Annotated in this window: 11 protein-coding genes; 7 read left to right on the plus strand and 4 right to left on the minus strand. The window is 62.6% G+C overall.

The window, feature by feature from the left end:
* Positions 1–454: 454 nt before the first annotated feature.
* Genes ACVOMB_RS19375 through cutA form a run of 3 tightly spaced genes read right to left on the minus strand, consistent with a single transcriptional unit; the run spans position 455 to position 3,732 of the window.
* Entirely contained in the window at positions 455–1,045 is a 591-nt protein-coding gene (locus tag ACVOMB_RS19375) for a TlpA family protein disulfide reductase (RefSeq protein ID WP_481532684.1), read from the minus strand.
* Positions 1,045–3,405 carry a protein-disulfide reductase DsbD family protein gene (locus ACVOMB_RS19380; protein ID WP_481532685.1) on the minus strand — a complete coding sequence of 787 codons (2,361 nt, stop codon included), beginning with the start codon at positions 3,403–3,405 and terminating at the stop codon, positions 1,045–1,047. Before ACVOMB_RS19380 ends, ACVOMB_RS19375 begins: the two co-directional genes overlap by 1 nt.
* Before the next feature lie 3 nt (positions 3,406–3,408).
* Positions 3,409–3,732, minus strand: a complete 324-nt coding sequence (gene cutA / locus ACVOMB_RS19385) for a divalent-cation tolerance protein CutA (RefSeq protein WP_481532686.1) — start codon at positions 3,730–3,732, stop codon at positions 3,409–3,411.
* Between the two features lie 187 nt (positions 3,733–3,919).
* Between cutA and ACVOMB_RS19390 the strand changes: the two genes are divergently transcribed.
* Genes ACVOMB_RS19390 through ACVOMB_RS19410 form a run of 5 tightly spaced genes read left to right on the plus strand, consistent with a single transcriptional unit; the run spans position 3,920 to position 8,210 of the window.
* Positions 3,920–4,327 carry a type IV pilin protein gene (locus ACVOMB_RS19390; RefSeq protein WP_481532687.1) on the plus strand — a complete coding sequence of 136 codons (408 nt, stop codon included), beginning with the start codon at positions 3,920–3,922 and terminating at the stop codon, positions 4,325–4,327.
* An 11-nt stretch (positions 4,328–4,338) separates the two neighbouring features.
* Positions 4,339–4,824 carry a pilus assembly FimT family protein gene (locus ACVOMB_RS19395; RefSeq protein WP_481532688.1) on the plus strand — a complete coding sequence of 162 codons (486 nt, stop codon included), beginning with the start codon at positions 4,339–4,341 and terminating at the stop codon, positions 4,822–4,824.
* Complete coding sequence (locus tag ACVOMB_RS19400; RefSeq protein ID WP_481532689.1) at positions 4,808–5,227, plus strand: hypothetical protein; 420 nt, start codon at positions 4,808–4,810, stop codon at positions 5,225–5,227. Before ACVOMB_RS19395 ends, ACVOMB_RS19400 begins: the two co-directional genes overlap by 17 nt.
* Before the next feature lie 2 nt (positions 5,228–5,229).
* Complete coding sequence (locus ACVOMB_RS19405; RefSeq protein WP_481532690.1) at positions 5,230–5,931, plus strand: PilW family protein; 702 nt, start codon at positions 5,230–5,232, stop codon at positions 5,929–5,931.
* A 20-nt stretch (positions 5,932–5,951) separates the two neighbouring features.
* The gene (locus ACVOMB_RS19410; protein ID WP_481532691.1) at positions 5,952–8,210 is read left to right on the plus strand and encodes a hypothetical protein; all 2,259 of its coding nucleotides are present in this window, start codon (positions 5,952–5,954) and stop codon (positions 8,208–8,210) included.
* Between the two features lie 669 nt (positions 8,211–8,879).
* Here ACVOMB_RS19410 and ACVOMB_RS19415 read toward each other — a convergent pair.
* Entirely contained in the window at positions 8,880–9,419 is a 540-nt protein-coding gene (locus ACVOMB_RS19415; protein WP_481532692.1) for a hypothetical protein, read from the minus strand.
* 446 nt (positions 9,420–9,865) lie between these two features.
* On the opposite strand from ACVOMB_RS19415, the gene ACVOMB_RS19420 reads away from it, so the two are divergent.
* Both ACVOMB_RS19420 and groL read left to right on the plus strand, forming a co-directional pair.
* Positions 9,866–10,153 carry a co-chaperone GroES gene (locus ACVOMB_RS19420; protein ID WP_282267469.1) on the plus strand — a complete coding sequence of 96 codons (288 nt, stop codon included), beginning with the start codon at positions 9,866–9,868 and terminating at the stop codon, positions 10,151–10,153.
* A gap of 84 nt (positions 10,154–10,237) precedes the next feature.
* Entirely contained in the window at positions 10,238–11,884 is a 1,647-nt protein-coding gene (groL, locus tag ACVOMB_RS19425) for a chaperonin GroEL (RefSeq protein WP_481532693.1), read from the plus strand.
* Positions 11,885–12,129 lie beyond the last annotated feature (245 nt).

The following is a 12,129-nucleotide window of genomic DNA, read 5'->3' on the forward strand; positions in this document are numbered from 1 at the left end:
CCAAGCAGTGCCAAGCAGTGCCAAGCAGTGCCAAGCAGTGCCAAGCAGTGCCAAGCAGTGCCAAGCAGTGCCAAGCAGTGCCAAGCAGTGCCAAGCAGTGCCAAGCAGTGCCAAGCAGTGCAAAGCGGTGCAAAGCAGTGCCAAGCAGTGCCAAGCAGTGCCAAGCAGTGCCAAGCAGTGCAAAGCAGTGCAAAGCAGTGCAAAGCGGTGCCAAGCAGTGCCAAGCAGTGCAAAGCAGTGCAAAGCAGTGCAAAGCGGTGCAAAGCGGTGCCAAGCAGCGCAAAGCAGTGCAAAGCAGTGCAAAGCGGGAGCGATGTACTTTCCCTTCTCCCGCTTGCGGGACAAGAGCCAGTCAGCGGAAAGGCGACAGGCTTCGAAGGGGCGGGCGAGGGGATGCTTTGGCACCGCGCGCTAATCCAACCGCTGGTGCGCTGTGCTCACTCAGGCTGCAGATTCAACGTGTTGTCGCTGGCTCCGCGCCCGCTACCCAAGCATCAATCTCCCCCGCCTTGAACGGCCCAAGCTTCTGCTTGAGCACGCGCCCCTGCGCATCGATCAACACGCTATAAGGCAGTAGGCCCTGCGAATTGCCAAGTTTGACGCTGGCATCATTCGGCCCCGGGGTCTCGATGACGATGGGGTAGTACACCGGCACATTGCCGAGGAAATCGAGCACTGCGTCGGGAGTGTCCAGTGCCAATCCCACCACCTGCGGGCCGGTGTCAGCATGGCGTGCGGCAAAGCGTGCCAGTTCAGGCATCTCTTCAATACAGGGCGCGCACCAGCTGGCCCATACATTGATCAGCAGCGGCTTGCCCTTGAAGCGATCCGGGAACTGCACTGGCATGCCATCCAGATCGGGCAGGGTGAACGCTGGTATCAACTCACCAACACGTACGCCTTGTACCGGTGTCGCCGCCTTCAGCGGTGCTGAAGGCGTACTCATCGATGGCAACGGCGGGGTGCTGGGTCGGCTCAACCAGGCACCTGCAGACAATCCAGCCGCTGCGGCAACGCCCACCACCCACCACCCGGCGCGACGCATCAGCGCGCCGCGCGCAGCAGCGCTTCTTCGGCCGTCGCCTGGGTCAGCACGGTCGGCAGCACCCGCGGCGGTGCGCCCGGGCCATACACCACATATAGCGGCACGCCGACCGCCTTGTGCTGGTCGAGGAAGGCGCTGATCTGCGGATCCACATTGGTCCAGTCGCCGCGCATGTACACCGCGTTGACCCGCTTCAACGTGTCGCGGAACTTGTCGCGGTCCAGCACATTGCGTTCATTGGCCTTGCAGGTGACGCACCAGTCCGCGGTCATGTTGACGAATACCACGCGGTTGTCGGCGCGCAGGCGGTCCAGCATCTGCGGCGAATACGCCACCGTGCCTGCGCTGGCGACGGCAGCGCCCGGCGGCGGCAGGCGGGTCACACCCCATACCGGCACCAAGGCCAGCAGCGCGATCACCGCGCCCAGCACCATGCCGATTTTGCGGCTATGCCAGCGGCTGCGTTCAAACCACCACAGACCCAATGCCAACAGGGTCAGGCCGATCAGCATCAGACCCATCGCATCAATGCCGCGCTGCTTGCCCAGCACCCACAGCAGCCAGATGGCAGTGAGGTACATCGGGAAGGCCATCACGTGCTTGAAGGTTTCCATCCACGCGCCTGGCTTGGGCAGGCGCTTGGCCAGTGCTGGCACAAAACCGATCAGCAGGAACGGCAATGCCAAGCCCAGGCCCAATGCGAGGAACACCAGCATCGCCAAGGCTGGCGGTGCAGTGAAGGCGTAAGCCAGTGCCGGGCCCATGAACGGTGCGATACAGGGGCTGGCGACCACGCAGGCAAGTACGCCTGTAAAGAAGTCACCGCTGGGACCGCTGCGTTTGGCCAGGTTCTGGCCCAGTTGGCCAGCGCTGCCGCCAAGGGTGAACAGTCCGGACAGGCTAAGGCCAACGGCGAACATCAGATACACCAGCGCGGCGATGAACCACGGGTGCTGCAGCTGGAAGCCCCAGCCGGCCGCTTGTCCGGCAGCGCGCAGCGCCAGCACCAGACCACCAATCGCAGCAAACGCAACCAGCACGCCTGCCGTATACCAAAGCGCGTGGCTGCGCGCGCGCTGGCGGCTCTCGCCACTCTGCGCCACGCCCAGCACCTTCAGCGACAGAATCGGCAGGACACAGGGCATCAGATTGAGGATCAGGCCGCCGGCCAGCGCCAACAGCAGTATCCACAGCAGCGAGCCATTGCCCGCGGTATCGGCCGGCGGCTGGCTGCGGCGGGTGTTGTCGGCTGACGCATCCGGGGCGGCCTCGGCCAGGCTGGCGGCCTCGGCAGCTGGGCGCACCACCAGCGGCTGTGGTGCCGGCGGGTTGGCCGGATCGATCAGCGGCATCGGCGGAACGCCGCCTTTCTTGCCGGCTGGCAACGGCTGGATCACCAAGGGGGCGACTGCCAGTTCTTCTTTTTCTTTCGCCGAAATCTTGCCAGCGGGCAGCGACAGCCGCACCCGACGGGTCATCGGCGGATAGCAGATACCGTCGGTCTGGCAGCCCTGGAAGGTGACAACCAGGGTGGCCGGGGTGGCGTCGGGCTTGTCGCGGCGCAACGGCAGCGGCACATCGACCTGGTCGAAATACACCACCACGTTGCCGAAATGCTCGTCGCGGTAGGGCTTGCCGGCGGGCCATTGCGGACGGCCGGCGCGCACGCCATCTGCGCCTTCCAGCGCCAGCGAGGTGCGGTCGCGGTACAGGTAATAACCCGGTGCCGGCGAGAAGCGCAGCAGCAGACGGTTGCCGTTGTCGACGATGGCCTCGAAGCCGAACGCTTTTTCCGAGGGCAGCGGCAGGCCTTGCACGGCGGGGACGCCGGGCAGGTTGAGGCCACCCCCGGCGTTGCCGGCCAGCGGGTTGAAGATGGGCGCAGCAGACGGTGCCGCCGCTGCCGCAGCGGCCAGAGCAGCGCCAGCGGCAGGCAGCTTCACTTCGATGCTGCGCTTCTGCGGTGGGTAGCACACGCCGGCATCGGCACAGCCCTGGTAGCGGACTTCCAGGGTGACGCTGGTGGCACCCGCGTCGGCCGTGCCCGGCAGGATCGAGCGCAGCTGGCGGTGGTAGGTTTCCACGTCGCCAAAGAACTCGTCGTGCTTCTTCTCGCCCTGCGGCATCTGCAGCGCGCCGGCGCTGAAGCCTGGGCCGGCTTTGACGCTGGTGCGGTGGTGGTACAGGTAATAGCCCGGAGCGATGTCCCAACGCAGCTCGATGCGGTCGCGGCTGGGGGCCTCGGCGCGCAGAGCAAAGGCTTGGTCTACCGGCAGCAGGTCTTTTTCATTGATGGCCAGCGCCGGCAGGGCACTCAGGGAAAGCAGGCAGAAGGCGGCAAATCGTCGCAACAGCATCATTAATTATGTTTCCTCCCGGGTCTGCGCCCGGATCCAGTCCAGATACGCCGGCAAGCCGGCGCTGGGGGAGATCGCCACGATCTCCGGCAATTCATAGGGGTGGTGCAGTCTGATCGCGGCGCTCAACGCATCCAGCCGATCAAGACAGGTTTTGATTATTAGCTGAACCTCTTCAGCTTGTTCAATCTGCCCCTGCCAGCGGTACACAGACCGCATTGCAGGCAACAAGTTCACGCAGGCAGCCAAACGCTGCTCTACCAGGTGGTGAGCCAATGCCTGCGCGGTTTGATCGTCGGGGCAGGTGCAGAAGACCAGTCTTACGTCCATCCGGCCATTGTCGCAGAAGCGATTGCAGCGTTTTCGGATGGAAGTATTGACATCGTTGTCACCAATTGTATATTGCGGTCGGTCACAGTTTCACCTGGTCGTCATCTGACGGACGAAGACGACCAATTCTTACGAAATGTCATTCCACGGCGGATGCACCTGTTCGCAAGGCTCTTCAGGGGGGCGCATGCAACAACGCAACAACCGAGGCTTCACGCTGATCGAGCTGATGATCGTCGTAGCGATCATTGCCATCCTGGCCGCCATCGCCATGCCGCTGTATTCGAACTACGTGCTGCGCGCCAAGATCCGTACAGCGCAAAGTGATTTGATGGCGCTGTCCAGCACGGTCGAGAACTTCCGCCAGCGCACCCTGGGCTACCCGGCCAGTGACGCGGCAGCCAAGAAAGGTTGGAGCGCGGGCACCAAGGCTGGCCAGTTCACTTATGGCTACACCGTCACCAGCGGTGGCTATGAGCTCAAGGCTGTAGCCGGTAGCGCGCTCGGCAAGGCAAGTGGTTGCACGCTCAAGCTCGACTCGGGCAACAGCCGCACGGTCTCGGGCAACTGTGCCGGCGTGAGTGACTGGCCATGAACCGGCGCGCCATGGGTTTTTCACTGATCGAGTTGATGGTGACCCTGGCGGTAATGGCGGTATTGGCCTTGGCAAGCATGCCCTTCGCACGCCAGTGGATAGACAGCAACCGGCAGATGCAGGCACGCAACCTGTTGTGGGAGGCGGTATCGCAGAGCCGCTCGTTGGCCCTGCGCAATCCCGAGCACGTCACCGGCACCGCGACCTCGGCGCGTTTGCAGCGCAGTGAGCGGAACCTGCAGGTATTGCGCGGCGATGGCAACGAGGTGCTGTGGCAGGGCGAGTTGCCACGCGGTGGCGATTACCGCTTGACCGGTGGCAACGACTACACCGATGCCGACGAGCTGCAAGCCTCGGCCGATCTGCTGTCCTGCGTGGCCTTCAACAACCGCGGTCAGCGCTTGCCGGGCGCCGCCAGTTGCAGCACCAGTGCCACCCATTCGCGTATTGCCATTGGCATGAACAGCCAGGATCCGCTCTATGTCGATCTACTTTGATCCGCCACGCCGCCAGCGCGGCGACATCATGCTCGAGGCTCTGGTCGGGGTGTTGATCACCAGCATCATCGGTGCCGGTCTGGCCCATGTGGTGGCCAACGTGATGAACAGTCAGCGCGATGCCAAGGTGGAAAACCTGATGGTCGAACGTCTGCGCGACAGCTTGCACAGCCAAGGCGTTGGCTTGTGCGGCAGCAGCACCCTTGCGATCAAACTGCCCAATGGCGATGCCAAGAACGCAGCAGTCAGCTGTGAGTCGACAACCGCAACGGTGACCATGGCGGGTGTTGCACGCACGGTGGATGCGCCGCAGCGGGTAGACCTGAAAGTGGCCGCTGCGGATATCGGCAGCAAGGCCGGCAGCGAGAACGACCCCGATCTGCTGGTGTCCACGAGGCAATGAACATGCAACAGCGCACTGCTACGCGGGTAGGCTGCCAGCAGCAACGTGGGCAGAGCCTGATCAGCATGATGGTGGGCTTGGTGATCTCGCTGATCACCATCGCCGCGATGATGACGCTGTACAAAACCATGGTGGAAGTTTCCAGCAACGCCTCGCGTTCGGCATTGCGCGATGGTCAGGTATCGGCCGCGCTGCTGTCGGCGCAGATGGACCTGCAGAGCGCGGGCTTCGGGGTTCCGGCTGCCGACAGTTTGAACAGCAAGTTGTACGTACGTAATGCCGGTAAGGAGCTGGTCTGGCGCTACAAGACCGAGCTCGCCGCCAGTGGCTATGTCTGCTCGGGCCTGCGATTGGTTGATGGCGAAGGCCTGTATCGCTTCACTCCCAAAGCCTGCAGCGACGCCGAGGCGACAACGTGGAACAGCAACGAACGCCAGCTGCTGGCTGGCAGCGCCGCGTTCTTCACGCCGGTGCAGAAAGACGGCAGCGCCTTTGCATCGGCTGAAGAGGAAGTTGGCGCGATGACCCTGGCCCCAGGCTACGTGTTTTCGCTCAAAGGTCAGCGCCAATGCCTGCCTTACATGCAGCAGGATTTCAGTACCACGCCTACGGCAGCGGTTGGGCAGCAATTGGCGCTGGAGCGTAGTGATGCCAGCAGCCATCTGTTCCTGGCTTGCCTGCCCAATCTTGCAGTGACCAGCTGATGCATAAGGAGCGTGTACGCATGGACAGGAATCGCTTATCCGCATTCAAACGACAGCGCGGTGTAGCCACGTTGTTGATCGTATTGATGGTGGGCCTGGCGGTATCGGTCACGGTTGCTGCAACCATCTATTCGCTGCGCGGCACCCAGTCGCAGCAGCTCACAACCCATTCGGCCACCGCCGCTCAGGCCGCCGCCTGGCGCGGTGTGGAGGCGCTGCGCCTATACCTGCTGCAGGTGGAAACCGGCGTATGGCCGGGTTGGGTTGGCAACGACGCCAAGCCGGTCGGCGGTCTGGAAGCGCTGGGCGTGCGCGCGGCAACGGTGACCTCGGTGGAGGCTGCTGGCAGCGATCGCTACCGGGTCAGTGCCCAGGTCATCGGCACGGCCGGCGTCGGCAGCGCCTTGACCACTGCTACGGTGGAAGTGATCTATGACGTGGTGCCGGGCAACGGCACGCCGGGCATACCGCCGGTCTGTGCATCCATGCCCAAGGCACCGATGGTGTTCAACGGCAACCTCGAATACAGCGGCGGCAAGCTCGACGTCACCAATTCGGTGGACTACGAGAACATCGTGGTTGCCGGCAACCTGACCATTGGTGGCGGCTCTACCGCACGCATCTCCGGTTGCGTGAAAGGTGATGTGTCATTGAGCGGCGGAGGCATCACCGACAATGGCCATCTGTACTCGGAAGGCAGCATTCGCGTCAACGGCATGGGTAATCCCAGCGGCACCACCTTGTGGGCGCGCAACATTGAAATCGGCAGTGGCGTCAGCGGCGGTAACTACAACGCGATCAAGGCAGGTGCCTACGCGGTAGGTGTTTACTCCGGCACCCAGATGATTGGCACGGCTGAAGTAGGCGGTCGCTTGATTGCCTCCACCGTGACCGGCGGGACGCCATGGGTGAGTGGTACCGTTGCGCCGTTCAACAGCGGCCACGTGGTCATAACGCTGACCGATCAAAGCCAGTTCCTGTTGGATTTCAGCAAGCAGGACAGCGCTGGCGTGTCGCTGTTGAAGGTTGATCCTGCGACCGGCCTGGTAACCGGTGCCGCAGGCGCCGAGCAGTTGAAGGGGGCGGATGATGTCAGCTTGCCGAATGCGTTGAGCTTCCGCTCCACCCGCATTGCCGGTGGCACCGTTGGGTTGGCAACGCTCAGCGTAGGTCAGCTATGGGGCTACAACGTCAGCGTGTCGGGCTGGAGCGGCAAGTACGAGACGCTGTGGGCCGGCGGCGCCATCGCAATGACATCGGGCACGGTGAAGAACCTGCTTGGCGGCGGCAACATGACCTACACCGATGTCACGGTGACCGGTACAGGCCGCCTTGCCGGCAGCCTCAGCAAGCCCTTGAGCAACGTGCTGGCCAACCAGACGGGTACCAGTCCAGGTCTGCCCGGCATCCCGTACTGCGAAGCGCGGGTCAAACCGGTGGATGCCGACAATTTCCTGAGCATGGCCAACTACGCCTTCACTACAGTTGACGGTACACCGCAGCTGACCATCCGCAACGTCAAGCGCGCCAATGGTGATTCCATTGATGGCGTGTACCCGTTGAAGAACCCGAGCGCCGCGCAGCTGGCGATCCTGCAGGAACTGATGACCTGCAACAACACCAACGACAAGGGTTGCCTGAACGTTCGCCAGAACGACGGCAGCTGGTTGTTGAACGGCGTAAGCAAAATGCCGGCCGGCGTGTTGTGGTTCGATCAGTCGGTGAAGATCGACGGTACCAGCACAGACCTCCTCAACACCGTGGTGGTGCGCGGATGCAACGACCCGAGCCAGGCCACCTGTGGCGGCAATGTCACCCTTACCACGGCAGGCCACCGCGATCTCATCGCGCCCAACTTCGCAGGCGCAGCCAAGGTGTGTGGTGGCAACTTCTATCCAACCAATCTATGCGCCAGTCGGTCACAGTTTGTGGAGTGGGAGGGGCCAGGCGCCGATGGCAAGCCGCAGACCTACCAAGGCTTACCGATTGCCAATACCACCCTCATCGCTGAAGGCGCTGCCGCCATCGCCGGCTGGGAGCTGCGTGGCAGCGTGATGTTGGGCAAACAGTTGTCCACCAGTGGCGCCACCGTGACCATCCACGGCAGCCTGACGGTAGGCAGCAACCAGACTGCCGATACCACGATCTCTGCCGGCGGCATTTCGGTTGATGTACCCAGTGGCGGTGGTTTGAATCTGATCCCGGTGTGTAGCACTGGCAGCGACGGGCTGCCGGCAAGCCCTGCCAGCGCGTCGGTGCAGTGGTCGCGGTACCTGTGATTCCAAAAAAAAACCAAGCCTGAGGTCTGGGCGGCTCTCTCTTTCCATGGCGTGCTCCGTAATCCCCCGGAGTACGCCATTTTTTTGTCCAAGGGGCTACGGGCTTTACTGGCTGGTTTAGCTGCTGAAGCAGGTGTTCGTCGTAGAGCAACTTTAGCGCCGCATGGAAGGCAGATTTCTGATGAATCCCCGGCCGTCCTGACGCCAATCTGCCTACAGTCCTAAGGCCGTCATTCGCTATGTGCCGTGCCCGGCAGCCGCTTGCCAGACAATTTCAAGCGCCTCCCAGTGGCAACGACGGTCGGTGCTGTGCCGACCTTTGTCGCTGCCAACTCCGCCCCGGAGGTACTCACTCCGGCCAATGGGTTGAAGGCGGCGGATACCGCCTTGCGGTCCGTTGATGGCGAACTCGTCGCCAAGGCCCAGACCAGCAATGACGACAGATTGTCTATTGGATATCAATGGCGCGTTGGCGCGAAGCGTATGCCAAGCATGTTCCGGTGTTTCAGCTGGAGATGGGCTGCGCAGCTGCGGATGCGTTGGTGACCCGCAACGCAAGCCCGTCGCTGGATCCAACTATCGCTCCGCCACCGGCCAAGCAAGGGGCGGCGCAGGCGCCGCTTTAAAAAAGAACAACGTCCTGCGCGCCGTTTTCAGATGCCGCGGCGATCAGCTCTCGCTTGCTGCCGGGTCTTCGGTGCGGGACAGGTTGATGCGGTGCTTCCTGGCGTAGGCGTCCTGCATCAGGTCCAGCTCATCGGTGAGCTTGTCGAACTTGGTGCCGGTCGTATCCATGGCTTCCAGCAGCGGCGCTGCCTGTTCGTCGCTGAAACCATCAGGCAGGTCGGTCAGCTTGAGCATGGCGTCGTACCAGACCACCGCTTCTTCCAGCGACGTAACCAGCTTGGCGTGCAGCTCGGTGGCATCTTCCGGGGTCTTCAGTACCTTCATCTGGTCGCGCATGTCCACCGCTTCCTGGCGTGCATTGCCCAGGCGGGACTTGAAGTTGGCCAAGCCTTTGCGGTCAGCCATGGCCTGGGTCAGGCGCTCGGCGTCGTTGCCGCCGCTCCAATCGTTGACCTTGGCAATCAGGCCGTTCCAGGTCGTGATGTTGGCGTCCATGTATTCGCTGGCGGACGGGCCGGTCAGCTGGCTGCAGGCGGCTAGCAGGACGAGCAACAACGGGGCAAAGCGATACAGCACTTTCATTGGTTTCTCCTTTGACATTGAAGGTGGCATCCGTACACAACCCGCTGATCATAGCGTCATGGCACCTGCAGGCGCCGCACTCCCGCCGGTTCTCGACGTACTGCTTCCGGCAGTCGGGGGCCGCCGTATCGTCTTTGCCCAACTCGGCCCGGACGACGATTGGGGCGCTGGGCGATTGCAGGGCCGCACCCGTGCAATCACTGGATGGAGCCGGATTGCGTCAGTTTTCTTCCAGCGCAAGCCTGGCAAGGCCTGCCGGTGCCTTGGCGGGGGCGGCTGGGCAGGGCCAATCAATTTGCCGGCCTGCCCTTGAAAGGCCCCCAGCCAGCCCCATCTCCCAAACAAGCCCGCACGACGGGCCTTTTTACGCGTGATGCCGGCCTTCCCCCGTTTCCCAGCTGGTGTCGCCGGAATTTCAGGCCAATCAATTACTTAAGAGGTCCTTCATGAGCATCAAGCCGCTTCACGACCGCGTTGTGGTCAAGCCGATCGAAGCCGACGAAATCTCCGCCGGCGGCATCCTGATCCCGGATTCGGCCAAGGAAAAGTCCACCAAGGGTGAAGTCGTGGCCGTGGGCCCGGGCAAGCCGCTGGACAACGGTTCGGTGCGTACCCCGTCGCTGAAGGTTGGCGACAAGGTCATTTACGGCCAGTACGCCGGTTCGTCCTACAAGGCCGAAGGCGTCGAATACAAGGTGCTGCGCGAAGACGACGTGCTTGCCGTCATCGGCTGAGCTGCCGCGCCACCTGTTCCTGTAAACCCCCTTTCCCGATAAAAGCAGCCGAGCTCGGCTCGGCTCTACTCAGAGGTAATCGCAATGGCTGCCAAGGATATTCGTTTCGGTGAAGACGCCCGTTCGCGCATGGTGCGCGGCGTCAACGTTCTCGCCAATGCCGTCAAGGCAACCCTGGGCCCGAAGGGCCGCAACGTCGTGCTCGAGAAGAGCTTCGGCGCCCCGACCATCACCAAGGACGGCGTGTCCGTTGCCAAGGAAATCGAACTGGCTGACAAGTTCGAGAACATGGGCGCGCAGATGGTGAAGGAAGTTGCTTCGCGCACCAATGACGACGCTGGCGACGGCACCACCACCGCCACCGTGCTCGCCCAGGCCCTGATCCGCGAAGGCGCCAAGGCTGTTGCCGCCGGCATGAACCCGATGGACCTCAAGCGCGGTATCGACAAGGCTGTGATCGCCGCCGTCGCCGAGCTGAAGAACATCTCCAAGCCCACCGCTGACGACAAGGCAATCGCCCAGGTCGGCACCATCTCGGCCAACTCGGACGAGTCGATCGGCAACATCATTGCCGAAGCGATGAAGAAGGTTGGCAAGGAAGGCGTGATCACCGTTGAAGAAGGCTCGGGCCTGGAAAACGAGCTGGACGTCGTCGAGGGCATGCAGTTCGACCGCGGCTACCTGTCCCCGTACTTCATCAACAACCAGCAGTCGCAGACCGCTGACCTGGAAGATCCGTACATCCTGCTGCACGACAAGAAGATCTCCAACGTCCGTGATCTGCTGCCGGTGCTGGAAGGCGTCGCCAAGGCAGGCAAGCCGCTGCTGATCATCGCTGAAGACATCGAAGGCGAAGCGCTGGCTACCCTGGTGGTCAACACCATCCGTGGCATCGTCAAGGTTGTTGCCGTCAAGGCACCGGGCTTCGGCGACCGTCGCAAGGCAATGTTGGAAGACATGGCCGTGCTGACCGGCGGCACCGTGATCTCCGAAGAAGTTGGCCTGTCGCTGGAAAAGGCCACCATCAAGGACCTGGGCCGCGCCAAGAAGGTGCAGGTTTCCAAGGAAAACACCACCGTCATCGACGGCGCTGGCGATACCGCTGGCATCGAGTCGCGCGTCAAGCAGATCAAGACCCAGATCGAAGAGACCTCTTCGGACTATGATCGCGAGAAGCTGCAGGAACGCGTTGCCAAGCTGGCCGGCGGCGTTGCCGTGATCAAGGTCGGTGCCTCGACCGAAATCGAAATGAAGGAAAAGAAGGACCGCGTTGACGACGCCCTGCACGCTACCCGCGCTGCTGTGGAAGAAGGTGTGGTCCCGGGCGGCGGCGTTGCGCTGGTGCGCGCTGTCACCGCGCTGTCGGGCCTGAAGGGCATCAACGAAGACCAGAACCACGGTATCCAGATCGCCCTGCGCGCGATGGAAGCGCCGCTGCGCGAAATCGTTGCCAACGCCGGTGAAGAGCCGTCGGTCATCGTCAACAAGGTCAAGGAAGGCACCGGCAGCTTCGGCTACAACGCCGCTACCGGCGAATTCGGCGACATGCTGGAATTCGGCATCCTGGATCCGACCAAGGTGACCCGTTCGGCACTGCAGAACGCAGCCTCGATCGCTGGCCTGATGATCACCACCGAAGCGATGGTGGCTGATGCACCGAAGAAGGACGAGCCGGCCATGGGCGGCGGCGGTATGGGCGGCATGGGTGGCATGGGCGGTATGGACTTCTAAGTCCGCCGCAGCCTCACCGCTGCTTGTAATACACGAAACCCCGCCGAAAGGCGGGGTTTTGTTTTGTTTCGCTCCCTCACTTGCGCCGAAGGCACAGGGGAGGATTGGGGAGGGGGTGGCTCTTGAGGCCTTTCAAGCATTGCCAGCTTCGCGGCTTACGCCGCTCCCACAAGTCAGCCCAGGACCGTAGTGCCGAGCCATGCTCGGCAGGAGCTTTACCGAGAAGGGCCTCTGCCGAGCATGGC

Source organism: Stenotrophomonas sp. STEN018 (genome assembly GCF_056760235.1).

Coding starts and splice junctions, on each gene's coding strand:
- ACVOMB_RS19410 (WP_481532691.1), top strand. CDS start 5,952: ATGGACAGGAATCGCTTATCCGCATTCAAACGACAGCGCGGTGTAGCC.
- ACVOMB_RS19400 (WP_481532689.1), top strand. CDS start 4,808: ATGTCGATCTACTTTGATCCGCCACGCCGCCAGCGCGGCGACATCATG.
- cutA (WP_481532686.1), bottom strand. CDS start 3,732: ATGGACGTAAGACTGGTCTTCTGCACCTGCCCCGACGATCAAACCGCG.
- ACVOMB_RS19375 (WP_481532684.1), bottom strand. CDS start 1,045: ATGCGTCGCGCCGGGTGGTGGGTGGTGGGCGTTGCCGCAGCGGCTGGA.
- ACVOMB_RS19395 (WP_481532688.1), top strand. CDS start 4,339: ATGGGTTTTTCACTGATCGAGTTGATGGTGACCCTGGCGGTAATGGCG.
- groL (WP_481532693.1), top strand. CDS start 10,238: ATGGCTGCCAAGGATATTCGTTTCGGTGAAGACGCCCGTTCGCGCATG.
- ACVOMB_RS19390 (WP_481532687.1), top strand. CDS start 3,920: ATGCAACAACGCAACAACCGAGGCTTCACGCTGATCGAGCTGATGATC.
- ACVOMB_RS19405 (WP_481532690.1), top strand. CDS start 5,230: ATGCAACAGCGCACTGCTACGCGGGTAGGCTGCCAGCAGCAACGTGGG.
- ACVOMB_RS19420 (WP_282267469.1), top strand. CDS start 9,866: ATGAGCATCAAGCCGCTTCACGACCGCGTTGTGGTCAAGCCGATCGAA.
- ACVOMB_RS19380 (WP_481532685.1), bottom strand. CDS start 3,405: ATGATGCTGTTGCGACGATTTGCCGCCTTCTGCCTGCTTTCCCTGAGT.
- ACVOMB_RS19415 (WP_481532692.1), bottom strand. CDS start 9,419: ATGAAAGTGCTGTATCGCTTTGCCCCGTTGTTGCTCGTCCTGCTAGCC.